The organism is Pseudomonas sp. NPDC089741 (genome assembly GCF_044748825.1).
Taxonomy (GTDB): Bacteria; Pseudomonadota; Gammaproteobacteria; order Pseudomonadales; family Pseudomonadaceae; genus Aquipseudomonas; species Aquipseudomonas helmanticensis.
Genome location: NZ_JBIVGT010000034.1, coordinates 1 through 25,346 on the forward strand (window position 1 = coordinate 1; position 25,346 = coordinate 25,346).

Consider the following 25,346-nt stretch of genomic DNA (forward strand, 5'->3'; position numbering starts at 1 on the left):
TGCAATCTGCCTCGGCACCATGACCTGGGGCGAGCAAAACACTGAAGCTGAAGCCTTCGCCCAGATCGAACGGGCCAAGGAAGCCGGGATCAATTTCATCGACACCGCCGAGATGTACCCGGTGCCGCCAAAAGCCGAAACCTACGCCACTACCGAGCGCTACATCGGCAATTACTTCAAAAGCCGCGGTGACCGCGCCGACTGGATCCTCGCCAGCAAAATCGCCGGCCCGGGCAACACCATCGACTATATCCGCGACAAAAACCTGCGCCACAATCGCCAGCACATCACCGCCGCGGTGGATGCCAGCCTTGAGCGCCTGCAGACCGACTACATCGACCTGTATCAATTGCACTGGCCGGAGCGCAGCACCAACTTTTTCGGACAGCTGGGCTACAAGCACAAGATCGAAGCCAATCTCACTCCGCTGGAAGACACTCTTGAAGCGCTCGACGAGCAAGTGAAGGCCGGCAAGATTCGTCACATCGGCCTGTCCAACGAAACACCGTGGGGCACCATGCGTTTTCTCGCGCTGGCCGAAGCCCGTGGCTGGCCGCGTGCGGTGTCGATCCAGAACCCGTACAACCTGCTCAACCGCAGCTTTGAAGTCGGCCTGGCGGAAATCGCCATCCGCGAACAATGCGGCCTGCTCGCTTATTCGCCGCTGGCGTTTGGTTTCCTCTCAGGCAAGTACGAAGGTGGCGCGCGTCCGCCGAAAGGCCGCCTGAGCCTCTACAGCCGCTTCAGCCGCTATTTCAACGCGCAATCGGAAGCAGCGTGCAGCCGTTACGTCGCGCTGGCCCGTGAACACGGTCTGGATCCGGCGCAAATGGCGTTGGCGTTTGTGACCCAGCAACCGTTCGTCACCAGCAACATCATCGGGGCAACGACGCTTGAGCAACTGGACAGCAACATTGCCAGTTTCGATCTGCAGCTCTCGGATGAAGTGCTGGCAGGGATCGAGGCGATTCATAAGGATCATCCGAATCCTGCCCCGTAAGTAAAAAGATCGCAGCCTGCGGCAGCTCCTACACGGGTTGGGTGTGAACCCTGTAGGAGCTGCCGCAGGCTGCGATCCTTTCAGCCGTCAAAGCGACCGCGCAATGATCTCCTTCATGATTTCATTGGTGCCGGCATAAATCCGCTGCACCCGCGCATCCGCCCATGCCCGGGCCACCGGGTATTCCCACATGAAGCCGTAACCGCCATGCAACTGCACGCACTCGTCGAGGACCTTGCCTTGCAGATCAGTGCCCCAGTATTTCGCCATCGCCGCCGTCGGCACATCCAGCTTGCCTTGCAGATGTAATTCGAGACATTTATCGACGAAGACCCTGCCGATCTGAATCTCGGTGGCCATCTCCGCCAGCTTGAAACGGGTGTTCTGGAAGTCAGCAATCGCTTTGCCGAACGCCTTGCGATCGCGGGTGTAATCCAGCGTCCACTGCAACGCTGCCTCGGCTGAAGCCAGACCACCAATGGCCACGGTCAGACGCTCCTGCGGCAACTCCTGCATCAGATAGGCAAACCCTGCTCCCGCCTGCCCCAGCAGGTTTTCCTTCGGCACACGCACGTCTTGGAAAAACAATTCCGAGGTGTCCTGCGCCTTCATGCCGACCTTCTCCAGGCGCTTGCCCTTCTCGAATCCCGGGCTATTCGCTTCAACTAGAAACAGGCTGGTGCCTTTGGCGCCGGCTTTCGGATCGGTTTTGGCGACGACGATCACCAGATCTGCCAAGAAGCCGTTGGTGATGAAGGTTTTCGAACCGTTGATCACGTACTCGTCACCGTCCAGCACAGCGGTGGTTTTCACGCCTTGCAGGTCGGAGCCCGCACCCGGCTCGGTCATGGCGATGGCTGTGACCATCTCGCCCGAGACCAGTTTCGGCAGGTATTTGTGCTTCAGTGCCTCGCTGCCGTAATGCAGGATGTACGGCGCAACAATGTCCGAATGCAGCGAGAAACCGATGCCGGTCAACCCCAGTCGACCGACCTCTTCGATCACCACGGCGCTGTACAGAAAGTCCGCCCCCAAACCGCCGTACTCTTCCGGCAGGTGCGAGCAAAGCATTCCCGCCTCCCCCGCCTTGTTCCAGAGTTTGCGGTCGATATGGCCTTGTTTCTCCCATTGAGCGTGGAACGGCACAGCCTCTTTTTCGAGGAAGGTTCGTACGCTGTCGCGGAACAATTCGTGCTCGGAGCTGAACAAGGTTCTGGGGATCATGCGGCACCTTTCTTTGTTGTTGGAGGGGGATGACCTTCAGAGACTAAGCGCCACCGGCGATACAGGACACTGGACACATCCGACAAAAAATAAGACGATCCAGCCGTCTGGTGACCACTTTCCCTTATAAAAACAAAACAAAAGTTGAATTATGTCCAAGCAAGTCTCCACGCCCTTGCGGCGCGTCAGCATCCTGGCGATTGACCGGGTTTTCGCATCTACTCTCATGCAGGCCAAGGATTTTTTCCATCTGGCCAGCCTGCGTTACGGCAAGCAACTGGGCCACGGCCTGACTCCGGCGTTTGAAACGCGCCTGGTCAGTCCCGACGGCAAACCAGTGAACAGCTTCAGTGACGTGGTCATGCCGGTCGACGGCGGCCTGGAAAACGCCGACGTCATTATCCTTCCGGCGTTCTGGGACGATTTCGATACGCTTTGCAGCCGTTATCCCCAGGTCTTGCCGTGGTTGCGCGAACAGCATGCGCGTGGCGCAGTGTTGTGCGGCGAAGCCACCGGGGTGTTCTGGCTGGCCGAAGCCGGCCTGCTCAACGGCAAGGAAGCGACCACCTACTGGCGGTTCTTCAATGCGTTCGCCGAGCGTTTTCCGCGGGTGTACCTGAATCAGGACAAACACCTGACCGACGCCGATAACCTCTACTGCGCCGGCGGCACCACTTCAGCCTGCGATCTCTATATCTATCTGATCGAACGCTTCTGCGGGGCAAACGTCGCGCAAGCCGTGGCCCGCGACATCCTCTACGAAGTGCAGCGCAGCTATTCGCCGGGACGCATCGGTTTCGGTGGGCAGAAGCTGCATCAGGATGTGATCATTCTGCAGATCCAGCACTGGCTCGAAGAGCACTTCGCCGACAAGTTCCGCTTCGAAGACGTCGCCCGCGAGCACGGCATGAGCATCCGCAATTTCATGCGGCGCTTCCAGACGGCCACCGGCGACAAACCGTTGCATTACCTGCAAAGGCTGCGGATCGAGACCGCGAAAGGCTTGCTGTCCGGCAGCCGCAAGAGCATCAAGACCATCAGTTATGAGGTCGGCTACGACGATGCAAGCTTCTTTGCGCGGCTATTCCGCCAGCACACCGAGCTGTCGCCGAACCAGTATCGACAGCAGTTCCAACAGGCTGCATAACCCTCCCCCCGATGAGCGTTCCCACGCTCTGCGTGGGAACGCTGCCAATGGACGCTCTGCGTCCGCCCCGGAATGTGACGCAGAGCGTCACGGTATGCATTCCCACGCGGAGCGTGGGAACGATCAGTGTGCGCGGGCCGGTGAATTCGAGATAAAAAAAGGGCCTGCAATTGCAGGCCCTTTTTATTTGGCGAAACTGTTTAAGGCTTGTGCGCCCGCGACAGGAATTCGTGCGATTGCATCTCCAGCAAGCGGCTCAGCGTGCGCTGGAACTCGAAGTTCAAACGGCCGCCGGTGTACAGATCCTTCAGCTCGACTTCCGCCGAAATGATCAGCTTGACGTTACGGTCGTAGAATTCGTCGACCATGTTGATGAAGCGACGGGCGATGTCGTCGGTGGTGACGCTCATCTGCTCGACGCCGCTGAGCAGCACGGCGTGGAAGATCTTGCCCAGCTCGATGTAATCGTTCTGGCTGCGCGGGCCGTCGCAGAGTTCGCGGAAATCGAACCAGGCCACATCGTCACAAGTACGCAGGGCGCGGATCTCGCGGTTCTCGATCATCAGCACGTCATTCTCGACCGCTGCGGTGCACTCTGGCGTCAGCGCGCGGAAGCTCTTGCGCAGGCTTTCGTGGGACGCTTCGTCGAGCGGAAAGTGAAACAGCTCCGCTTGTTCGAGGTGACGCAGACGGTAGTCGACGCCGCTGTCAACGTTGACGATCTCGGTGTTCTGCTTGATCAGCGCAATCGCCGGCAGGAAGCGCGCGCGTTGCAGACCGTCCTTGTACAGACCGTCCGGGACGATGTTCGAGGTCGCGACCAGGGTCACGCCATTCTTGAACAATTCTTCCATCAACGTGCCGAGGATCATCGCGTCTGTGATGTCGGAAACGAAGAACTCATCGAAGCAGATTACCCGCGACTCATCGGCAAAACGTTTGGCGATGAGGGTCAGCGGGTTTTTCTCGCCACCGAGGGTTTTCATCTCTTCGTGCACACGCTTCATGAAGCGGTGGAAGTGGGTGCGGGTCTTTTCCTTGAACGGCAGCGCTTCGAAGAAGGTGTCGACCAGGTAAGTTTTGCCGCGACCCACGCCGCCCCAGAAATACAGGCCCTTGACCGGCGTCTGATCTTTTTTGCCGAACAGCTTGCTCAGCAGACCCGGTTTGTTCTGATCGGCGGCGATCAGATCCTCGTACAAACGCTGTAGATGACGCACAGCAGTTTCCTGCGCGGCGTCATGGAAGAAGTCCGGGCGTTTCAGATCAGCTTGGTATCGTTCTAGGGGCGTCATAATTCGTTAGCAAGGCAACAAAAACGGGCCGTCACTGTAGCGACGGCCCGTGGGAATGGCAATCGGCCCTTGGTCGGACCGTGCCGCCGATTAGTCCTGAACCGGGGTCAGCGCGATGCGCAGCGCCTCGATGGCCGCGTCCCGCGCAACCGTGTCGGCGAACGCCGGGCTATCGCCAACGCAATCACCTTCCAGCCAGACGCTGAAGCTCAGGTCTTCGCTGCGCACGTCCAGCGGCTGGCCGGATTGCAGCTGTTTGGTCACTTGGCCTGCGGTTTTGCCGTCGGCGAAGTTACGCGACAGCAGCAGTTGCTCGCCATCGGCCGCCAGCAGACGGAAACGGAAGCTGCCGTCGTCTTCGCGGAAGCTGACGAAACGTGCGGCTTTCGCGGCTTTCTTTTTGGTCGTCGTTGCGACTTGTACCTGATTGACGAAGGAGCGCAGGCCAACGGCTTCGCGCAGTTCGTTAAGGAACGGCGTCGCCACGGCACGGGCCTTTTTCGCACCGATCTGCAGGATGTCTTCAAGATCCGCCGGACGTTCGATCAACTGGTGATACTTGTCGCGCGCCTCGCCGAGATCGTTGTCGAGCAACTGGAACAGACGGTTCTTCGCCTCACCCCAACCCAGACCACCGAGCAGTTCGCTGCGGAACTCACCAGCCTGCGCCGGCGTGGCGAACGCCTGGAACAGGGTGAACAAATGCGAGTTGTCCGGATCTTTCGCTTCGCCTGGCGCTTTCGAATCAGTAACGATCCGCGAAATCGCGTCCTTCATCTCTTTGGCGCTGGAGAACAACGGGATGGTGTTGTCGTAGCTCTTCGACATCTTGCGACCGTCGAGGCCCGGCAACGTCGCCACGCTTTCTTCAATCAGCGCTTCGGGCATGGTGAAGAATTCTTTGCCCTGACCGAACAAGTGGTTGAAGCGCTGGCCGATATCACGCGCCATCTCGACATGCTGGATCTGGTCACGACCGACCGGCACCTTGTGCGCGTTGAACATCAGAATGTCCGCGGCCATCAGCACCGGGTAGCTGTAGAGGCCCATGGTGATGCCGGCGTCCGGGTCTTCACCGGTTTCGACGTTCTTGTCGACCGAGGCCTTATAGGCGTGCGCACGGTTGAGCAGGCCTTTGGCGGCAACGCAGGTCAGCAGCCAGGTCAGCTCGGGGATTTCCGGGATGTCGGACTGGCGGTAGAAGGTCACGCGGTCGACATCGAGGCCACCGGCCAGCCAGGTCGCGGCGATTTCCAGACGCGAGCGCTGGATGCGCAGCGGGTCATCGCATTTGATCAGGGCGTGGTAGTCGGCCAGAAAGTAGAACGAATCGGCATTGCTGTCGCGGCTGGCAAGGATTGCCGGGCGGATCGCGCCGGCGTAGTTGCCCAGGTGCGGCGTGCCGGTGGTGGTGATGCCGGTGAGGATACGGGTACGGTTCGTCATGGGTAATCGCTTGTCAGACTGCAATCAATTCGAGAGACGCGGCAGGATCAGATCCTTGAGATCGGTCAGCTTGCCATGAAAAAAGTGTCCGCATTCTGCCACTTTCAGCAGCTCATGGGGGCGCTGGAGTTTTTCCGACCAGTCGTAGACCAACTGCGGATCGATGACTTCGTCGGTTTCCGGCTGGATCACCGTGAGTTCGCCGTGTTGCGGCAGTTGATCCTGCTCGCCCAGACGCATGACCGCCGGCGCGACCATGAACAGGTGCTTGAGCTGCACGCCTTGCGCTTCAAGACGGCCGCCGAGACTTGCTGCAACAAATCCGCCGAAGGAGAAACCGAACAGGGTCATCGGCAGATCCGGGTGTTTTTCCCGCAGCCACTTGGCAGCCGCCTGAGCGTCATCGACTTCACCGGTGCCCATGTCATGCGAACCTTCGCTGGCGCCGACGCCACGATAGTTGAAACGCAAGGTAATCAGGCCGGCGTCGCGCGCGGTGCGCTGCAGGGTCGAGACAACCTTGTTGAGCATGGTGCCGCCCTGCACCGGGTTCGGGTGGCAGATCAGCGCGATGCCGCGCGGCTGCTCGTTGTCCAAGCTCTTGTTTTCGAGAAGCAGAGCTTCGATTTGGCCGACAGGGCCGGCAATCACTACAGGGGTTTCACGCATCAGCAAGGAAGGAACTCCGTGACCTCGAATCGGGTCGACTCGTCTAGCAAATTGTCTGTGCCAATCTATTGCGAGTGAATCGCGGTATACAGCGCAGGTTCGAGCCGTTAACGTAACGCAAAGCCGTTTATAGCGGAAGGACTCGTGGAACACTCGCTCTTAGTTTGGTTGTTACCGACTCTTGCCCTGGTTGTGGGTGTCGCCATTGGATTCCTGATCGCGCGCGTTGCGCCGAACGCCGCACCGAGCCGCACGCAGCGTCAACTGGATGATATTCAGGAACGCTTCGACAGTTATCAGAACGAGGTGGTCACCCACTTCAACAGCACCGCGATGCTGGTCAAGAAACTGACCCAGAGCTATCAGGAAGTGCAGGACCATCTCGCCGAGGGTGCCAATCGTCTGGCCCTGGACGAGCAGACCCGCCAGCGCCTGATCGCCGCCCTGCATGCCGACGCGGCAGTGGCACCACGCGAACGCCTGACGCCACCGCGCGATCAGGAGCCGCCACGCGACTACGCACCGAAAACCCCGAACTCGCCGGGCATGCTCGATGAGCATTATGGTCTGAAGAAGTAATCAGCCTTCGCTGAAAACAAAAAGCCCCCGGACAGTGATGTGTCCGGGGGCTTTTTTGTGCCTGATAGTTTTGTGGTGCCGATTTGATCGCCATCGCGAGCAGGCTCACTCCTACATTTTGAAATGCATTCCCCTGTAGGAGTGAGCCTGCTCGCGATGAGGCCATAACCGGCCACACAAAAAAAATGCCCGATCACAGGATCGGGCATTTCTTCATTCAGGCAATCGCTTACGGATACTGCTGAACCGTACCCGGCTGCTGTTGCTGCTGACCACCATACTGCTGGCCCGGGATCGCCTTCAGGTTGACTTCAACCCGACGGTTCTGCGCCCGGCCATTGACGTCACCGTTGCTGGCAATCGGATTATCGGGACCGGCACCACGGGCCGTCAGGTTGGCACCGCCGACACCTTGCGAGGTCAGGTAGGTCGCCACGCTCTGCGCACGACGCTGGGACAGGTCCATGTTGTGCTGACGGCTGCCGGTGCTGTCGGTGTAGCCGACGATTTCGATCTGGTTCTGGTTGAACTCTTTCAGCGAGTTGGCCAGGTTGTTCAGCGGCTGGTAGAAGCTCGATGCAATGTTCGCCGAATCGGTGGCGAAGGTGATGTTGCCCGGCATGATCAGCTTGATCTGGTCGCCCTGACGCTGCACTTCAACTCCGGTGTTGGCCATGCTGGCGCGCAGCTTGGCTTCCTGTTTGTCAGCGTAGTAACCGTAACCGGCCGCTGAAGCACCCACCACAGCGGCGCCGATCAAGGCACCCTTGCCGCGATTGTTATGGTCGATGGCAGCACCGGCCAAAGCACCGGCCAGAGCACCGAGACCACCGTACTTGGCGGTTTTGCTCATGCCTTGAGAGCCACCGTCGGCCTGGCCCTGATTGTCATACGGGTTAGGCGAGGCGCAGCCGGACAGCAAGGCCACGGCAGTAGCGACAATAATCAAACGACGCTTGGTGAACATGGAGAGCTCCTGGTTTTTCGCATTCTGTGATGCAGCGGCCACTGGGTAAAATGGACCTGCGCGGGCGTTGGATCATGACAATGCACAAAAATTCCGCCGGGCACTCGTGACAAAATATTTACGCCCGCACAAACGGGTTTTCGCGCATTTCATCACCCAGTCGCGTATCCGGACCATGCCCGGTCACCACCGTTGCATCTTCGTCCAGGGTATACAACCGCTGCTTGATCGACCGCACGATGGTCGCCTGGTCGCCGCCCCACAAATCCGTGCGCCCTACGCCGCGACGAAACAGCGTGTCGCCGGCAATCAACAGCTTAGCCTCGGAAAACCAAAAGCTCATGGAACCGGGCGTATGACCCGGCGTATGCAGCGCCACGCCGCAGCCACAGGCGAGTTCTTCATCGTCGCTCAACCAGCGATCCGGCGATGGCACCGGGATGTAGGGCACGCCGAACATCTGGCACTGCATCTCAAGGTTGTCCCAGAGGAACTGATCTTCCTTGTGCAAGTGCAGGGTCGCACCGGTTTTCTCTTTCATCTGGCCGGAAGCGAGGAAGTGATCGAGATGGGCATGGGTGTGGATGATGCTGACGACTTTCAGGCCATGCGCATCGAGGCGCGCCATGATCAGGTCAGGATTGCCACCCGGATCGACGACGATCGCCTTTTTGGTGATCGGGTCACCGATGATGGTGCAGTTGCACTGGAGCGGGCCGACGGGAAAGGTTTCGCGGATGAGCTTAGTGGCCGGGACATTCATCGAGAGCTCCTGAATTTCGATTTCCGACAGGATACCAGCCTGCCGATCTTCAGTTTCATGCCGGCGCACCGATATAGGGCTGAGTCATTTTTCTGGCGCCACCGATAAAAAAATAGTGGCGTACTGATATCAATTGACGCTGCTCTTGGTACAAAATTGTTTATTGAAGTGGCCATATTCAGGAAGGCCGCCCCCACTCAGGATCTCGCAATGTCGTCACCAACAGGTTATGTGCTCACCAGGCCTTCGTTTCTTACCGGCAATGCCCAGGCAGACAGCCTGATCTTTGGCACACAGTGGCTGAGCCCGGACTTTGGTGGCAGCGATTTCTTCTCGACCCGACTGACCTACAGCTTTGTCACCCCCGGCCAGTCGTACTTCGCCAAGGGCTACAGTCCGGACAACGAATTTCTCAACAGCTATGCCCTGACCAGTGCACAACAAACCGCCGTGACCAGTGCACTCAATGCCTGGAGCGCCGTAGCGAACATCAAATTCACGCTGATCAGCGACATTAACGACAGCGCTGGCGACCTGCGTTTTGGCGGCTACGCCGGCATGGACCCGAAAACGGCCGCGTGGGCCTACTTTCCTGATGAAAAACCTCTGGCCGGCGACGTCTGGATCGGACCGGTGACGGATAACCCGAACCCTGTCCGAGGCACGTATGACTACATGACATTTGTCCATGAAATCGGTCATGCGCTGGGCCTGAAGCACCCGTTCGAAGCGAGCCCGACCAACAGCACCCTTATTTCGCCGTTGATCGACGATTCGCATTTCACCCTGATGAGCTACAACAACACGTACTCCTATCAGCCAACGACGCCGATGGTTCTGGACATCCTCGTGATCCAGCAGCTCTACGGTGCCAACATGCTCTGGCAGGCTGGCGACAACGTCTACAAATGGGCACCTGACCAATCGGTTTTCGAGACCATCTGGGACGCTGGCGGTAACGACACCATCGACGCAAGCAATCAACTGTCGGCAGTCACACTGAACCTCAATGAGGGGCAGTACAGCCAGATCGGCAAGGCTTTCGTCAACACCACCACTCAGGCGTCGGTCAATGACGGCCTAGCGATCGCGTTCGGTGCCAAGATTGAAAATGCCACCGGCTCTGCCTTCGATGATGTCCTGATCGGCAACGATCTGAACAACTGGCTCAACGGCATGGGCGGTGCGGACACCATGAGCGGTGGCGCCGGTAACGATACCTACGTCGTCGATAACGTTAACGATGTGATCATCGAGACGAACGCATCACTCACTGAATATGACACCGTCATTTCCGTTATCGACTACACACTCGGCGCCAATCTCGAATACCTGTCCCTGGCTGGCACGGCGAACATCAATGCCACCGGTAACGCCCTTGGCAATCGTCTGACCGGTAATGTCGGCAACAACATTCTCGACGGCGGCGCGGGTAACGACCTGCTCACCGGCGGACTCGGCAACGACACTTACATCGTCGACAGCACAGGCGACGTGGTTGTCGAAACTAGCACTTTGAGCACCGAGATCGACACGGTCAAGGCGTCGGTCAGCTACACGCTGAGCGCCAACGTGGAAAATCTGGTCCTCACCGGTACTGCCGACCTCAATGGCAACGGCAACGGCCTGAACAACGTCATCACCGGCAACATCGGCAACAACCTGCTCAACGGCGGCGCGGGTGCCGACACCCTGATCGGCGGCGCTGGCAATGACACCTACATCATCGACAACGCCGGCGACTCCGTTGTCGAACTGGCCAACGAAGGCCAGGATCTGGTCAAGGCCTCCGTCAGTTACGTCTTCAACGCCAACGTTGAAGACGGCGAACTGACCGGCACCGATGCCATCAACATGGTCGGCAACGACCTGAACAACGTGCTCACCGGCAACAGTGCCGCCAACATTCTCAACGGCATGGCCGGTGCGGACACGATGATCGGCGGCGCCGGCAACGACTACTATTTCGTCGACAACGTCGGCGACCTGGTGGTCGAGACCAGCACGCTGGCCAGTGAGATCGACACCGTGCGTTCCACCGTCAGCTACGCCCTGACGTCCAACGTCGAGTACCTGGTGCTGACCGGCAACGCCGACATCAACGCCACCGGCAACGCCTTGGGCAACCGCCTGACCGGTAACGACGGCAACAACATTCTCGACGGCGGCGCGGGTAACGACCTGCTCACCGGCGGCCTCGGCAACGACACTTACATCGTCGACAGCACCGGCGACGTGGTTGTCGAAACCAGCACCCTGAGCACTGAAATCGACACCGTCAAAGCGTCAGTCAACTACGCGCTGGGCGCCAACCTCGAGAATCTGGTTCTGACCGGCACTGCCGACCTCAACGGCAGCGGCAACGGCCTGAACAACGTCATCACCGGCAACATCGGCAATAACCTGCTCGACGGCGGCGTGGGTGCCGACACCTTAATCGGCGGCGCCGGCAATGACACTTATATCGTCGACAACGCCAGTGATACCGTCATTGAACAAGCAGACGAAGGCTACGACCGTGTCAATGCCTCGATCAGCTATACCCTCGGCGCCAATATCGAGGAAGGTCTGCTGACCGGGAACAATGCGATCAATCTGACTGGCAACAATCTGGACAATCGACTCACCGGCAACGCCGCGGCCAACACACTGCAAGGTGGCGCCGGCAACGACACTTTGGATGGCGGCGCGGGTGCCGACACCCTGATCGGCGGCGCTGGCAATGACACCTACATCATCGACAACGCCGGCGACTCCGTTGTCGAACTGGCCAACGAAGGCCAGGATCTGGTCAAGGCCTCCGTCAGTTACGTCTTCAACGCCAACGTTGAAGACGGCGAACTGACCGGCACCGATGCCATCAACATGGTCGGCAACGACCTGAACAACGTGCTCACCGGCAACAGTGCCGCCAACGTTCTCAACGGCATGGCCGGTGCGGACACGATGATCGGCGGCGCCGGCAACGACTACTACTTCGTCGACAACGTCGGCGACCTGGTGGTCGAGACCAGCACGCTGGCCAGTGAGATCGACACCGTGCGTTCCACCATCAGCTACGCCCTGACGTCCAACGTCGAGTACCTGGTGCTGACCGGCAACGCCGACATCAACGCCACCGGCAACGCCTTGGGCAACCGCCTGACCGGTAACGACGGCAACAACATTCTCGACGGCGGCGCGGGTAACGACCTGCTCACCGGCGGCCTCGGCAACGACACTTACATCGTCGACAGCACCGGCGACGTGGTTGTCGAAACCAGCACCCTGAGCACTGAAATCGACACCGTCAAAGCGTCAGTCAACTACGCGCTGGGCGCCAACCTCGAGAATCTGGTTCTGACCGGCACTGCCGACCTCAACGGCAGCGGCAACGGCCTGAACAACGTCATCACCGGCAACATCGGCAATAACCTGCTCGACGGCGGCGTGGGTGCCGACACCTTGATCGGCGGCGCCGGCAATGACACTTATATCGTCGACAACGCCGGCGACTCCGTTGTCGAACTGGCCAATGAAGGTATTGATCTGGTCAAGGCCTCCGTCAGCTACTTCTTCACCGCCAACATTGAAAACGGCGAGCTGACCGGTACTGACGCTATCAATATGGTCGGCAACGACCTGAACAACGTGCTCACCGGCAACAGTGCCGCCAACGTCCTCAACGGCATGGAAGGCGCAGACACGATGATCGGCGGCGCCGGCAACGACTACTATTTCGTCGACAACGTCGGCGACCTGGTGGTCGAGACCAGCACGCTGGCCAGTGAGATCGACACCGTGCGTTCCACCATCAGCTACGCCCTGACGTCCAACGTCGAGTACCTGGTGCTGACCGGCAACGCCGACATCAACGCCACCGGCAACGCCTTGGGCAACCGCCTGACCGGTAACGACGGCAACAACATTCTCGACGGCGGCGCGGGTAACGACCTGCTCACCGGCGGCCTCGGCAACGACACTTACATCGTCGACAGCACCGGCGACGTGGTTGTCGAAACCAGCACCCTGAGCACTGAAATCGACACCGTCGTGTCGTCGGTCAACTACACGCTGGGCAACAATCTTGAGAACCTCACACTGACCGGTAGCGCCAGCCTCAACGGCAACGGCAACGCACTGGATAACTTGCTGATCGGCAATGCCGGTGCCAACGTGCTCAACGGCGGCGCTGGCGCTGACACCCTGATCGGTGGATTGGGCACCGATACACTCACGGGAGGCAGCGGTGCGGATCTGTTTGTGTTCAACGCATGGAACGAATCCGCAACCGGCAACGCACGCGACGTCATCACCGACTTCAACAGCCTGCAAGGAGACAAGATCGACCTGACGAAATTTGATGCCAACCTGCTGGATGCCGGTTTCAATGGCTTCTCTTTCATCGGTGCGGCTGATTTCACCGGCGCAGGGCAACTGCGCTTCGTTGACCACGTGCTCTCGGGCAACGTCAGCGGCAACGCCGGTGCGGACTTCGAGATCCAGTTGGTCGGGGTGAACAGTTTCAGCGCCAACGACCTGGTAGCCTGACGGTTATTGCAGTCATTGCGGCTTGCCATACAGGCCGTCATCCATAAAAAACGCCCCGACTGGATCGAGGCGTTTTTTTTGCTTTGGCATTTGTGGCCAGTTAACCCAGGACTCCCAGTTCCTTCGCCCTCGCCACGGCCTGTGTACGCCGCTCGACCCCCAACTTGCTGTTGATATGGCTGGCATGGGTTTTCACCGTATGCAGCGAAATGAACAGTTGCTCGCTGATCTCCTGGTTCGAGCAGCCTTGGGCGATCAGGCGTAGCACCGCAAGCTCCCGGCTGCTGAGTTGCTCCGCCGCTGCGGACTCTGCCGGGCGGCTGGCTGACGGCGGAAAATGCATCAGCAGTTGCTGGCTGACCACCGCCCCGGAGGTCTGCGCCAACTGCCCCCGCAACCAGTCCGCGGATTCTTTCATCAGCGTATCGAAGGGTTGCAGCACGCCCCCGGCAGCGGCTTCCAGCGCCTGACTCAGCGCTTTGCGCGCTTGCGGCTCACGATCTGCGGCCAGCAGCAATGCTACCTTCTGCGTCAACGCCATTACACTGAGCAACTGCCGGCCGGTTTGCTGGCCGTTTTCATGCAACGCGTTCAGTCGTCCTTCGGCGAGCATTGGTTGCCCTTGAATCATCTCCAGCAACGCTTGTTGCAATTCAACATGCAACGGCAGTTGTGGATGAAACTCCGGCGGCGCGGCGGCGCGTTCGCCCGTGTATGTCTGGCCCAGTCGCGCCAGCCACGCCTCGGCCAGATCGGTGCGGCCCTGCGCCAGCCACAGTTCACATTTGACCAGGGTGATCATCGCCAGATAGTAGATCGGCGGCACGTCCCAGATGTGCATCAGCCGTTCGGCTTCGGCCAGTTCGGCAAAGGCCTTGGCGAACTCGCCGTTGCTGCCATCCAGTCGAGCGATGACGCAATGGCCGATCAATACGCTGATATCGCGACAGGCCCGTGCCTCGGCGATCCCGGCCAACAAACGCACGCGCGCCGCCTGAGGCTGCAAGCGCATCGCCAACAAAAAACCTTCGTACAGCGTCAGCCGTGCACGCACCGCATACAAGCGTTGCGGCGACAGCCCGCGCAGGCGTTCAAGGCCCTGATGGACTTCATCGAGTGCCCGTAGGATTTCGCCGCGCGCCTGCAAAACTCGCGCGCGGTCGTAATGGGCCAACGCTTCAAACAGCGGATTGCCGACCCGTTGCGCCAGTTCAAGGGATTCGCGGTTAAGACCACGGGCGCGCCATAGATCACCATCGGCAATCGCCAGATTGGACAGGGTCGACAGGCACATCAGCCGCTGGCCGTAGCGTTTGGCGGGCAGGCTTTCCAGAGCTTCGCTGCAATACCTGAGCGTCAGTTCACGGTGGCCGCGACCACGGGCAATGATCCCGCTCAACGCCAGCCATTGCGCCAGCATCGACTTTTGCGCAGTCGCCGAAGGCGCTGGCAGAAAGCGGCTCAAATGGCTGGACAACTCTTCGGCGGCATCGAGCTGGCAAGCCAGCCCCAGCGCCCAACTGTAGAGGACGATCAAACGCGGCGTGCTGATCAGCAGGCTGTCGGGCAAGTCCATTTTCCAGCGCAGCAGCATGCCGACGTTCTGTTCGGCCAGTAGTTGTTCTTCAGAAAGGTTTTGCACCAGATTCGCGGCCACATCAAGGTGGCCGGCACGCAACGCCTGCTCCACGGCCTCATCGAGCAGCCCCTGCGCATTGAACCAGCGACAGGCGCGCAGGTGCAGTGTCGCGGTCGGCACCATCGCCTGCGCGATCGGACGACTGCGCAGCAAATCAGAAAACAGGTGGTGATAGCGATACCAATGCCCGTGCTCATCCAGCGGCACCAGAAACACCTGATGCGCCAGCAGGAAACGCAGGATCTCGGCGCTGTCATGGGCCTCGCGGACGGCATCGCACAGTTCGCTGCAAAAGCGTTCCTGAGGCGCCGTTTCGTAGAGAAACGCCTGCACTTCGGGGGGCAGGCAATCGATGACTTCTTCGAGCAGGTAATCGCGGATCAGCCCTTCCCCGCCGTTCAACGCTTGCGGCAAGGCGGCGTCGCTACCAGCTTCAGCCACTGCCAGCAGCCAGAAACGTAGCCCGGCTACCCAGCCTTCGCTACGTTGGATCAGGCTTTCCAGCGCTTCGCCGCGCAGTGAGCTGCTGTGGCGATCGAGCAAGGTCAGAGCTTCGTCGTGGGTCAGCCGCAGATCCTGTTCGTGCAGTTCGAGCAATTGACGGGACAGGCGCAAGCGCGCCAGATGCCAGTCGGGGCGTTGGCGACTGGTGACCATGACCAGCAAGCCGTCCGGTAAATGATTGAGGAAGAATTGCAGGCAGCGATCGAGTACCGGGCCTTGCGCCAGATGATAATCGTCGAGCACCAACAGCAGCGGCGCCGCTGGATCAAGGTGCAGCGCCAGCTCATCGAGCAGACCGTCGAGCCATTCTTCAAACGCAAACGGCTGATGACGCTGACGCATTTTCAGCAGCCCCAATGCACGGCTGCCCAATTGCGGAAAGTAGTCCTGCAAACCTTCCAGCAAACGCTCGAGGAAGCGCCCGGGGTCACTGTCGCGTGGGCTCAGGCCGAGCCACAGACTTTGCCACTGCGCCGGCAGACTCTGGCAGAACTCCACCGCCAGCGAACTCTTGCCAAACCCGGCCGGGGCACTGACCAGCAATAGCCGTCCACCGAGCCCGGCTTGCAGGCGCTCGCACAGGCGCGGTCGCAGCACGTAGCCCTCGGGCAATGGCGGGCGAAAAAAACGCCCGTCGAGTGCCGCGACGGCAACGCTTGCAGGACCCGGAAGTGGGGACAGATCAGTCATGGCCGGCTCTTGTTTGAATGGCTATTGGCGGCATTGCAGATGTCCGCAGACTAGCCTTAAACGAAGAGGTAATGAAGGTTGCTGCTACAAATGGCTACAAAAAAGCTACACAGCGCCGACAAAATCCGCCATCACCGCTACATCGCGCCTTGTGCTGAATCCGTGTAGGAGCTGCCGCAGGCTGCGATCTTTTGACCTTGTTTTTTTACAATCAACAACAGGATCAAAAGATCGCAGCCTGCGGCAGCTCCTGCATGAGCGGTGCGGTGGGAAACGCGCAAAAAAACGCCCCGAACCAGTCGGGGCGTTTTTCACGAGGATGCGGCCTCGGGTTTACAGCGGTTTAGCGAACACCGTCCTGACGCAGAGCGGCTGGAGTGAAGTCGCTGGTGGTGGCGGTGAAACCGAAGTCATACGCCTGTTTCTCTTCGTTCTTCATGCCCAGCGCCAGATAACGGCCAGATTGCAGGTCGTAGAGGGTTTCCAGGGCGTACCACGGCACTTGCTTGTCGTAGTAGTCCTCGGCATGCGCCTCGGCCACACGCCACAGCTGACCACGACCGTCGTAGTGGTCGATCACCGCCGCTTGCCAGGTGTCTTCATCGATATAGAAGTCGCGCTTGGCGTAGATGTGGCGCTGACCTTCCTTCAGGGTTGCAACCACGTGCCAGACGCGACGCAGCTCGTAGCGCGCCAGGTCCTGGTTGATGTGGCCGGCCTTGATGATGTCGGTGTACTTCAGTTTCGGATCGTCGAGCTTGTAGCTGTCCGAAGCGATGTACATCTCTTTCTTGCCTTCGAGCTTCCAGTCGTAACGATCCGGGGCACCGTTGAACATGTCGAGGTTGTCGGAGGTACGCAGGCCATCCGCCGCAGTACCCGGGCCGTCATAGGACACTTGTGGCGCACGGCGCACACGACGCTGACCGGCGTTGTAGACCCACGCCGAACGCGGTTCCTTCACTTGGTCGAGGGTCTCGTGCACCAGCAGCACGCCACCGGCCAGACGTGCCGGCGCAGTCACTTTCTGCTTGAAGTAGAACAGGATGTTGCCTGGGTTTTTCGGGTCGTAGTCCTTCATCTTGTCGCGGAACACGAACTGATCCTGGAAGTACACCAGGCTGAACGAGCCGTTCGGTTGTGGCGTCGCCTGGGTCACCAGACGGGTCACGCTGCCGCCGCGATAGCGGGTGATGTGGTTCCAGATGACTTCCACACCGCTTTTTGGAATCGGGAACGGCACAGCGGTTTCGAAGTTTTCCAGACCGTTGCCGCCGGACACCAGATTGGTGGTGGTGGCGTTTTTCTTGATGGCGGCGAACACGTCATCCGGCACGGTCGCGCCGCGATGGGACGGGTAAACCGGCATCTTGAAGGTGTCCGGATAACGCTTGAACATCGCGTACTGGCCCGGTGCAAGTTTGTCCTTGTACTTGTCGACGTCCTTGGCGGTGATGATGAACAGCGGTTTTTCACTGGCGTACGGGTCAGACAGGAAACCCTTGCTGTCGACGGTGCCGGCATTCTTCGGCAGCGGTTTCCACGCCGGAATCGAACCGTCGGCGTTACCAGCCATTTCAGCGCCCATCGGGGTCAGGCTCTTGCCCAACTTGTCGGCTTCAGCAGCAGGCACAGCCGCCATGACACCGGTCGCCAACAGCGACAGACCCAGAACACCGGCGTGGAACAGACTCTTTGTTATTTTCATATGTGTGTTCGTCCTGAAATGCAGTGCTTAGAAGTTCACGCCGAAGCTGAGCGCAACGAAGTCGCGGTCATCCACGGTGGTGTACTTGCCGTCGAAGAAGTTGGTGTAAGCCAGGCTCGCGGTGTAGGTGTTCTGGTATTCAGCGTCGACACCGAGGCTGACCGCCTTGCGACCTTCCTCGAAGTTGCCGCCAGGGCCTGGCGAGTAACCGCTGACGTCGTGGGACCAGGCCACGTTCGGCTTGAGGTTCACGCCGGCGAAGACGTCGTTGTATTCCCAGATGGCGCGACCGCGGTAGCCCCACGACACTGATGTGGTGAAGCCGTCGTTGTCGCAATTGCGGCTGCGGTTGTTCTGCGGCGACCCAGGTCCTGCACCGTTGATGGTGCTGGCGTTGAGAATGTTGGCGCAGGTATCGATACCGCCAGTGGCTGGCAACTCACCCGGGCCAAACACCGGATCGCGGCCATAACGCATGTCGGAACGGCTTTCCAGCCCGCCGACATAAGTCGCGCCGACTTCGCCAACCAGGGTCAGACGGCTGGCGCCCATGACTTGATCGAAGAAGTGCGTGAACGTTGTCTGGATCTGGGTGATTTCCTTGCGCTCGTAACCATGCAGGTCCTGACCCGGCACACCGTTGAGTATCGAAGCGTTGGTCAGTGCACCGCCGAGCGGACGCACACCGGCGAACAGAATGTCGGTGGAGTTCAGTTGCACCGGCGCGTTCGGACGGTAGCTGATCTCACCGCTCCACGCCGTACCGGTAGGCAGGGTGGTGGAGAAGCTCAAGCCGTAGAGGCGGATGTCTTCAGGGTATTCAATGAAGTATTGCGAGTTACCCGCAACTAGCAGGGGGCCAAGTGCCGCAAAAGGCCCCGGCAGCGCGCGCGCCGTGTTGTAGACCGATTGCGGCGCACCGGTGGCGCTGAAGATCGGCGCGCGGCTGTGGTAGTTCATGAAGTAGGCACCGAACTCGGTGTCCAGCGGTTCGTACATGTACTTGAAGGACGCGCCCCACTGGCCGCTGTCTCGGGCATCACGGTCGCCGCCACGGCGCACCAGAACACCTTCTTCGTTGACGTCGACACCGTTGGCAGCCAATGGCCCCAGAGCAACGGCCGGAATTTGCGAACGTTTGTTCAGCACACGCAGGTTGTCGTTGCAACCGTCGGCAACGATGTCCGGCTGCGAGAAGAACGTACCGCAGTTGTCGACAACCGTCTGGTCCCATTCCAGCTGATAGAACGCTTCTGCCGAGAGGTTCTCGGTCAGGCTCTGCGACACGTAGAACATGTTGACCGGAATCAGACCTTCCTTGATCTCGGCACCCGGACGGCGGAACGCGGAGACGTCGATCGGGTTGATCGAGTTGATGCCGCCGCCGATGAAAGTACTTTCACCCCAGCTCACCACCTGCTTGCCGAGACGCACGGAGCCCGGCTCATCGGCAACCGAATAGTTGTGATACACGAAGGCGTCGAGGATCTGCCCGCCGGACGATTTGGCGCCCTCTTTGCGACCCGAATCGCTGATGTCCTTGAACTCGCGGCTTTCATCTTTGAGTTCGAAGTCGTACCAGTATTTGCCACGCACGAACACGCCGGTGTCGCCGTATTTCAATTCAAGGTCGTGGATACCCTTGAAGATCTTCGAGAAGGTTTCGCCGCTCTTGAAGTTGGCGTGACCGTCGTCGGAAGTCTGCGAGAGGCCGTGACCACCATTGTTGACGCCGATGAGGTTCTTGTTCGGTTGCTGAGTAGACCAACTGGCACCGATCGACAGGGACGAGTCGAACTGGCCTTCGATTTCACCGACGTTGAAATTGACGCCGAATGCGGGCCCGGCGAGCGAAGAGGCAATGCTGACCGCCAGAGGCAGTTTCGCCCGGCGCCAGAACTGGTTTACTGAGGTCATCGACGCTACTCCATGTGCATTATTGTTATGGCAGTGAGTACTTTTAAAAACGCTGTGGAGGGACCGGGCGCCAGGGCTGCCCGAAATCACGCCAAAGTTGCTCGCCCCGTTTAGTGCGTGTGCTCCGTTCTTAAAAATCCTTGAGCGGACTATAGCCAGCAGGTAGTACTGCTTGATCCCTCTAAAGTGTGATTTGCAGCTGCCGGCCACTCTGGAACAGTCCTTTCGCCAGTCCGACACATGTCGGCACGGCAAGGATGGCTGAATTTTTCGATTTCACAAGGCAAGCGCTTGCTTGGTGGGTCTGGCGCGCCGTTTTCGGCGCGCCAGCAGACACTTAAAGTGTCGAGAGGAAGGTGCTGTTGTTGGCCTGCCATTCGGTGATGTCGAGGCGGATGCGCTTCTTGTCTAGTTTACCGACGCTGGTCTTGGGAATTTCAGTAACAAGGGCGATCTGGCTTGGAATTGCCCACTTGCTCAGGTGCCCCAATTCCACGAATGGCTTGAGGTGTTCCTTGAGCTCGCGCGCCCCGATCACGTGCCCTTCACGGATGACCAGCAAGGCAAACGGGCGCTCGCCCCACTGCGGATCGGCGATGCCGACCACTGCTACTTCGCGTACCGCGACGTGGCGGCTGATCAGGTCTTCGAGGTCCAGCGAGGAAATCCACTCGCCACCGGTCTTGATCACGTCCTTGATGCGGTCGCGAATATCGATCACGCCCATGCTGTCGAGCGTGGCAACGTCACCGGTGTGCAGCCAGCCGCCGGCCCAGAGCTCAGCGCCCTTCTGCGGTTCGTTGAAATAGCCTTCGGTGAGCCAGGGTGCGCGCAGCACCAGTTCGCCCTGGGTTTCGCCGTCGGCCGGAAGGAAGTTGCCCTCGGCGTCGACGATCGCCGCTTCCACCAGCGGCCCCGGCACACCGGCCTTGATCCGGTAGGTGGTGCGTTCGTCCTCGCTGCCGGCCATCAGTTCATCATTGAGATGCGCACAGGACACCAGCGGCCCGGTTTCCGACATGCCGTACGCCGCGGTGAGTTGAATGCCCTTCGCCTTGGCCGTTTCATACAGCGTGCGATTAAGCGCACTGCCGCCGATGACGATTTTCCAGCCGCCGAAATCGGTGCCCTGCGCGCCTTTGGCGTTGAGCAGCATTTGCAGGATGGTCGGTACGCAGTGGGAGAACGTGACCTTTTCCTTGCGCCACAACTCGACGAGATACTCTGGATCGTAGCGCCCCGGATAAACCTGCTTGAGCCCGAGCATGGTCGCCACGTACGGCAATCCCCAGGCGTGGACGTGGAACATCGGCGTGATCGGCATGTACACATCGTTGGTGCCGAGCAGCCGCACGCTGTCGATGGAGCCCATGATCGTCGCTACGCCCATGGTGTGCAGGACCAGTTGCCGATGGGTGAAGTACACGCCTTTCGGGTTGCCGGTGGTACCGGTGGTATAGAACGTGGTCGCGACCGAGTTTTCGTCGAAGTCCTGGAAGTCGTACTGCGGACTGGCGGCGGCCAGCAGTTGCTCATACTCGCCGACCAGATTCGGCAGGTCGGCAGTCTTCTCCGGCAGATCCGTCAGCAGCAGGGTTTTCTCGACAGTGGTCAGATGTGGCGCAATCGCTTGATACAGCCCGACGAACTCACTGTTGACCAGCACGAAGCGGTCCTCGGCGTGGTTCATGGTGTAGAGGATCTGCTCGGGTGACAGGCGCACGTTAATGGTGTGAATCACCGCGCCGATCATCGGAATGGCAAACATGCATTCCAGGTAACGATGGCTGTCCCAATCCATCACCGCCACCGTGTCACCGGCCTTCACTCCGGCAGCCGTCAGCACATTGGCCAGCCGCGCGACCCGCTCGATCAGGGTCGGGTAGCTGTAGCGCAACTGGTCACGGTAGACAATCTCGCGGGTTTTCTCGTAACGGGCGCCGGACATCAGCAGCCGCTTGATCAGCAATGGATACTGGTAGGCCCCATCGGCCGGGGGAATGACGCGAGTCTGCAACATATGAATCCCTTTTCTGGCTGCACGGTGTTGGCGTAAAGATTTGTACTGTAGAACCCTTATACGCCAGCCAAATCAGCCAAAGGAATGATTTGCAAAGCCGTACAAATGCTAGCTTTGCGCCAGCATTTGCAATCGCAGGACGAGCCTCAACCCCCTGAGCAAGTGCATCGCACTCGTGTAGGAGCTGCCGAAGGCTGCGATTTGTTGATCCTGTTTTTAAGGACCAGGATCAACAGATCGCAGCCTTCGGCAGCTCCTACTGGGAAGATCAGTGCATTTCGGTGAAGGCGATTTTCACGCCGAGAGCGATCAACACCGCGCCCATGGTGCGATCGAACCAGTGACCCATGCGAGCAAAACCGGCGCGGACACGTTGCTGGCTGAACAGCATCGCCACCAGGCAGAACCAGATAGCGGTCGCCACGGCGAGGTAAACGCCATAACCGGCCTGCACCGCCAGTGGCGTGTGCGGGTTGATCACTACGGTGAACAGCGACAGGAAAAACAGCGTGGCTTTCGGGTTCAAGCCATTGGTCACGAAACCCGACGTGAACGCGCCGCGCGCCGTACGTACACCCGCTTCCTTGTGCAGATCATCCGTCACGGTTTTCGCCGGTTGCGCGCGCAGGGCTTTGAAGCCGATGTACAGCAAGTAAGCGGCAGCCGCCCATTTCAGCGCGTTGAACAACACAATCGACTGCGACACGATCAGGCCGATGCCGAGCAGCGAATAACCGACATGCAGGAAAATCGCCGTGCCCACGCCCAGTGCCGTCCAGGTGCCAGCGCGGCGACCATGGGTCACGCTCTCGCGCACTACCACGGCAAAGTCCGGGCCGGGGCTGGCGACGGCCAGCAAGTGGATCAGTGCAACGGTCAAGAACTCGGTCCAGTACATGGGCGCTCCTTTCAATAGAGTCAAAACAATTGTGGCGAGGGGGCTTGCCCCCTCGCCACAGGGTTATCCGTTCGCATAAGACTTTCGTGCGTTGCGTAACGATTTGTTTCATCTGGTAGGCTCGGCAGATTACGCCCTACGCTCAAAGCCTAAAAGGTACAGTTGATGACGAACACGCGCCGCGCGGTATTCCTTGACCACCCTTCACTGGATCTTGGCGATCTGGATCTCAGTCCCTTGCGTGAATGTTTCAGCGATCTGCAACTGTTCGCCCAGACCTTGCCCGAGCAAGTGGCCGAGCGCCTGCAAGGCGCGACCGTGGCAATCTCCAACAAGATCCTGATCGACGCCGCCGCCATGGCTGCCAACCCTGCGCTGAAACTGATCCTGATCACCGCCACCGGCACCAACAACGTCGACCTCGCCGCCGCTCGCGCCCACGGCATCACCGTGTGCAATTGCCAGGGTTACGGCACACCGTCGGTGGCACAACATACGATCATGCTGCTGCTCAACCTCGCCACACGCCTGGCCGATTATCAGCAAGCCGTAGGCGAAGGTCGCTGGCAGCAGGCGAAACAGTTTTGTCTGCTCGACTACCCGATTGTCGAACTGGAAGGTAAAACCCTTGGTCTGCTCGGCCACGGTGAACTCGGTGGCGCCGTGGCGCGACTGGCCGAAGCGTTCGGCATGCGGGTTTTGCTCGGGCAGATTCCGGGCCGCCCTGCCCGCCCGGATCGTCTGCCACTGAACGAACTGCTGCCGCAAATCGACGCGCTCACCCTGCACTGCCCGCTCAACGAACACACCCGCCACTTCATCGGCGCACGCGAACTGGCGTCGATGAAACCCGGCGCGTTCGTAGTCAACACCGCACGTGGCGGCCTCGTCGATGAGCAGGCGCTGGCCGACGCCTTGCGCAGCGGTCATCTCGGCGGCGCGGCCACCGACGTGTTGAGTGTCGAGCCACCGACTCAAGGCAATCCGCTGCTGGCCGCCGACATTCCACGCCTGATCGTCACGCCGCACAACGCTTGGGGCAGTGTTGAAGCGCGGCAGCGCATCGTCGGCCAATTGACCGAAAACGCCGAGGCGTTCTTCAGCGGTAAGGCGCTGCGGGTCGTCAGTTGATAGACTGCGGCACTTTTTTTTGAGGAGCAGTTATGGATCCGCGCAGTGAAGTACTGCTTCGTCAGCCCGAGTTGTTTCAAGGATCGTTGTTGCTCGCCGGTTTGCCCGCCGATGATTTGCTCGGGCGCCTGCCCAATGCGTTCGGCTGGTGCTGGCATGCCGGCGATCAAGCCGCGCTGGACGCCCGTTTCGAAGGCCGCAGCCACTTCGGCGTGAACGTCCCGGAACGCGAGTTTGATAGCGCCGTGGTGTTCCTGCCCAAGTCCAAGGACCTGACCGATTACATCCTCAATGCCGTGGCCTCGCGCCTGGCCGGTCGCGAGGTGTTTCTGGTCGGTGAAAAACGCAGCGGAATCGAAGGCGCCTCCAAGCAGCTCAATCCGTTCGGCAAGCCACGCAAGCTCGACAGCGCGCGTCACTGCCAACTCTGGCAAGTGACCGTGGCCAACGCCCCTGAAGCGAAATCGCTGGAAAGCCTGGCGCAGACCTATGAGTTGCCACTGGCGGAAGGCCCGCTGAAAGTCATCAGCCTGCCGGGCGTGTTCAGCCACGGTCGCCTCGATCGCGGCAGCGCTCTGCTTCTGGAGCATCTGGACAAACTGCCAAGCGGCCATCTTCTCGACTTCGGTTGCGGCGCTGGCGTGTTGGGGGCTGCGGTCAAACGTCGCTATCCGCACAATCAGGTGACGCTGCTCGATGTCGATGCATTCGCCGCCGCCAGCAGCCGTCTGACGCTGGCTGCCAACGGTCTGGAAGCTGAAGTGCTGACCGGGGATGGGATCGACGCTGCGCCGATGGGTTTGAACGCAATCCTGAGCAATCCACCGTTCCATGTCGGCGTGCACACCGATTATTTCGCGACCGAGAACTTGCTGCGAAAAGCAGCAAAACATCTGAAAAACGGCGGCGAACTGCGCTTGGTCGCGAACAGTTTCCTCAAGTATCAGCCGTTGATCGAGGAGCATCTCGGCGTCTGCTCAATCAAGGCCGAAGGCAATGGTTTCCGCATCTACCGGGCCAAGCGCGGCTGAAACTTCTTTTAAAAAAGAGGCTTGCTCAATCGGTTTTGCGAAGGCAGAATCCGCTCCGTCCTAGGGGAGTAGTCTCCCACGAGCGCCAAGCTCGTCCGGCATACGTCAACATACTTGATCCTCAGATCATGGCGTATGCGACCCAAGCGTCCGCAGCAGACGGATCGCAGGGTTTGACAAGTCCTATG

At 59.6% G+C, this 25,346-nt stretch carries 17 protein-coding genes and 1 riboswitch; of the genes, 6 read left to right on the top strand and 11 right to left on the bottom strand.

What is annotated here, in order from left to right; all coding sequences use genetic code 11:
• Positions 1 to 1,000: NADP(H)-dependent aldo-keto reductase (locus tag ACIPZE_RS23960; RefSeq protein ID WP_400775699.1), on the top strand; the 1,000-nt coding region annotated here is incomplete at its 5' end.
• 87 nt (positions 1,001 to 1,087) lie between these two features.
• Here the strand turns inward: ACIPZE_RS23960 and ACIPZE_RS23965 are convergent.
• The gene (locus tag ACIPZE_RS23965) at positions 1,088 to 2,224 is read right to left on the bottom strand and encodes an acyl-CoA dehydrogenase family protein (RefSeq protein ID WP_400775702.1); all 1,137 of its coding nucleotides are present in this window, start codon (positions 2,222 to 2,224) and stop codon (positions 1,088 to 1,090) included.
• Between the two features lie 250 nt (positions 2,225 to 2,474).
• On the opposite strand from ACIPZE_RS23965, the gene ACIPZE_RS23970 reads away from it, so the two are divergent.
• Entirely contained in the window at positions 2,475 to 3,371 is an 897-nt protein-coding gene (locus ACIPZE_RS23970) for a GlxA family transcriptional regulator (protein WP_174823981.1), read from the top strand.
• 200 nt (positions 3,372 to 3,571) lie between these two features.
• Here ACIPZE_RS23970 and zapE read toward each other — a convergent pair whose 3' ends face one another.
• The 3 genes from zapE to ACIPZE_RS23985 form a co-directional block, all read right to left on the bottom strand.
• Positions 3,572 to 4,666 (bottom strand): cell division protein ZapE, encoded by a 1,095-nt coding sequence (gene zapE, locus ACIPZE_RS23975; protein WP_129395447.1) that lies wholly within the window; start codon positions 4,664 to 4,666, stop codon positions 3,572 to 3,574.
• A 90-nt stretch (positions 4,667 to 4,756) separates the two neighbouring features.
• A complete protein-coding gene (locus ACIPZE_RS23980; RefSeq protein ID WP_400775705.1) occupies positions 4,757 to 6,112 on the bottom strand; it encodes a tryptophan--tRNA ligase in 1,356 nt (451 codons plus the stop codon).
• Positions 6,113 to 6,136: 24 nt separating this feature from the next.
• Complete coding sequence (locus ACIPZE_RS23985) at positions 6,137 to 6,781, bottom strand: alpha/beta hydrolase (protein WP_283439412.1); 645 nt, start codon at positions 6,779 to 6,781, stop codon at positions 6,137 to 6,139.
• Between the two features lie 144 nt (positions 6,782 to 6,925).
• Here ACIPZE_RS23985 and ACIPZE_RS23990 point away from each other — a divergent pair, with 144 nt between their 5' ends.
• The gene (locus ACIPZE_RS23990; RefSeq protein WP_007917055.1) at positions 6,926 to 7,360 is read left to right on the top strand and encodes a YhcB family protein; all 435 of its coding nucleotides are present in this window, start codon (positions 6,926 to 6,928) and stop codon (positions 7,358 to 7,360) included.
• 229 nt (positions 7,361 to 7,589) lie between these two features.
• On the opposite strand, the gene ACIPZE_RS23995 is transcribed toward ACIPZE_RS23990, so the two are convergent.
• A complete protein-coding gene (locus tag ACIPZE_RS23995; RefSeq protein WP_129395450.1) occupies positions 7,590 to 8,327 on the bottom strand; it encodes an OmpA family protein in 738 nt (245 codons plus the stop codon).
• A 118-nt stretch (positions 8,328 to 8,445) separates the two neighbouring features.
• Positions 8,446 to 9,090 (bottom strand): MBL fold metallo-hydrolase, encoded by a 645-nt coding sequence (locus ACIPZE_RS24000; protein WP_283439413.1) that lies wholly within the window; start codon positions 9,088 to 9,090, stop codon positions 8,446 to 8,448.
• 210 nt (positions 9,091 to 9,300) lie between these two features.
• On the opposite strand from ACIPZE_RS24000, the gene ACIPZE_RS24005 reads away from it, so the two are divergent.
• Positions 9,301 to 13,620: a M10 family metallopeptidase C-terminal domain-containing protein gene (locus ACIPZE_RS24005; RefSeq protein WP_400775708.1), complete on the top strand. Its 4,320-nt coding sequence runs from the start codon at positions 9,301 to 9,303 to the stop codon at positions 13,618 to 13,620.
• Between the two features lie 100 nt (positions 13,621 to 13,720).
• On the opposite strand, the gene ACIPZE_RS24010 is transcribed toward ACIPZE_RS24005, so the two are convergent.
• From ACIPZE_RS24010 to ACIPZE_RS24030, 5 genes are all read right to left on the bottom strand, one after another.
• Positions 13,721 to 16,453 carry a LuxR C-terminal-related transcriptional regulator gene (locus ACIPZE_RS24010; RefSeq protein WP_400775711.1) on the bottom strand — a complete coding sequence of 911 codons (2,733 nt, stop codon included), beginning with the start codon at positions 16,451 to 16,453 and terminating at the stop codon, positions 13,721 to 13,723.
• A gap of 343 nt (positions 16,454 to 16,796) precedes the next feature.
• Positions 16,797 to 18,161 (bottom strand): DUF1329 domain-containing protein, encoded by a 1,365-nt coding sequence (locus ACIPZE_RS24015; protein ID WP_129395453.1) that lies wholly within the window; start codon positions 18,159 to 18,161, stop codon positions 16,797 to 16,799.
• Between the two features lie 27 nt (positions 18,162 to 18,188).
• Positions 18,189 to 20,078, bottom strand: a complete 1,890-nt coding sequence (locus tag ACIPZE_RS24020; protein ID WP_283439416.1) for a DUF1302 domain-containing protein — start codon at positions 20,076 to 20,078, stop codon at positions 18,189 to 18,191.
• 337 nt (positions 20,079 to 20,415) lie between these two features.
• Complete coding sequence (locus ACIPZE_RS24025; RefSeq protein ID WP_283439417.1) at positions 20,416 to 22,098, bottom strand: fatty acid--CoA ligase; 1,683 nt, start codon at positions 22,096 to 22,098, stop codon at positions 20,416 to 20,418.
• 268 nt (positions 22,099 to 22,366) lie between these two features.
• Positions 22,367 to 22,996: a LysE family translocator gene (locus ACIPZE_RS24030; protein WP_129395456.1), complete on the bottom strand. Its 630-nt coding sequence runs from the start codon at positions 22,994 to 22,996 to the stop codon at positions 22,367 to 22,369.
• 165 nt (positions 22,997 to 23,161) lie between these two features.
• Here ACIPZE_RS24030 and ACIPZE_RS24035 point away from each other — a divergent pair, with 165 nt between their 5' ends.
• The gene (locus ACIPZE_RS24035; protein ID WP_283439418.1) at positions 23,162 to 24,127 is read left to right on the top strand and encodes a 2-hydroxyacid dehydrogenase; all 966 of its coding nucleotides are present in this window, start codon (positions 23,162 to 23,164) and stop codon (positions 24,125 to 24,127) included.
• 32 nt (positions 24,128 to 24,159) lie between these two features.
• Positions 24,160 to 25,158 (top strand): class I SAM-dependent methyltransferase, encoded by a 999-nt coding sequence (locus ACIPZE_RS24040; RefSeq protein ID WP_283439419.1) that lies wholly within the window; start codon positions 24,160 to 24,162, stop codon positions 25,156 to 25,158.
• 51 nt (positions 25,159 to 25,209) lie between these two features.
• Positions 25,210 to 25,332, top strand: a riboswitch (yybP-ykoY riboswitch).
• Positions 25,333 to 25,346: the final 14 nt, after the last annotated feature.

What these genes read in the sequence shown, in the direction of transcription:
- ACIPZE_RS23995 (WP_129395450.1), bottom strand. Translation starts at nt 8,327, where the DNA reads ATGTTCACCAAGCGTCGTTTGATTATTGTCGCTACTGCCGTGGCCTTG.
- ACIPZE_RS24040 (WP_283439419.1), top strand. Translation starts at nt 24,160, where the DNA reads ATGGATCCGCGCAGTGAAGTACTGCTTCGTCAGCCCGAGTTGTTTCAA.
- ACIPZE_RS23965 (WP_400775702.1), bottom strand. Translation starts at nt 2,224, where the DNA reads ATGATCCCCAGAACCTTGTTCAGCTCCGAGCACGAATTGTTCCGCGAC.
- ACIPZE_RS24035 (WP_283439418.1), top strand. Translation starts at nt 23,162, where the DNA reads ATGACGAACACGCGCCGCGCGGTATTCCTTGACCACCCTTCACTGGAT.
- ACIPZE_RS23980 (WP_400775705.1), bottom strand. Translation starts at nt 6,112, where the DNA reads ATGACGAACCGTACCCGTATCCTCACCGGCATCACCACCACCGGCACG.
- ACIPZE_RS24015 (WP_129395453.1), bottom strand. Translation starts at nt 18,161, where the DNA reads ATGAAAATAACAAAGAGTCTGTTCCACGCCGGTGTTCTGGGTCTGTCG.
- ACIPZE_RS24005 (WP_400775708.1), top strand. Translation starts at nt 9,301, where the DNA reads ATGTCGTCACCAACAGGTTATGTGCTCACCAGGCCTTCGTTTCTTACC.
- ACIPZE_RS24025 (WP_283439417.1), bottom strand. Translation starts at nt 22,098, where the DNA reads ATGTTGCAGACTCGCGTCATTCCCCCGGCCGATGGGGCCTACCAGTAT.
- ACIPZE_RS24010 (WP_400775711.1), bottom strand. Translation starts at nt 16,453, where the DNA reads ATGACTGATCTGTCCCCACTTCCGGGTCCTGCAAGCGTTGCCGTCGCG.
- ACIPZE_RS24000 (WP_283439413.1), bottom strand. Translation starts at nt 9,090, where the DNA reads ATGAATGTCCCGGCCACTAAGCTCATCCGCGAAACCTTTCCCGTCGGC.
- ACIPZE_RS24030 (WP_129395456.1), bottom strand. Translation starts at nt 22,996, where the DNA reads ATGTACTGGACCGAGTTCTTGACCGTTGCACTGATCCACTTGCTGGCC.
- zapE (WP_129395447.1), bottom strand. Translation starts at nt 4,666, where the DNA reads ATGACGCCCCTAGAACGATACCAAGCTGATCTGAAACGCCCGGACTTC.
- ACIPZE_RS23985 (WP_283439412.1), bottom strand. Translation starts at nt 6,781, where the DNA reads ATGCGTGAAACCCCTGTAGTGATTGCCGGCCCTGTCGGCCAAATCGAA.
- ACIPZE_RS24020 (WP_283439416.1), bottom strand. Translation starts at nt 20,078, where the DNA reads ATGACCTCAGTAAACCAGTTCTGGCGCCGGGCGAAACTGCCTCTGGCG.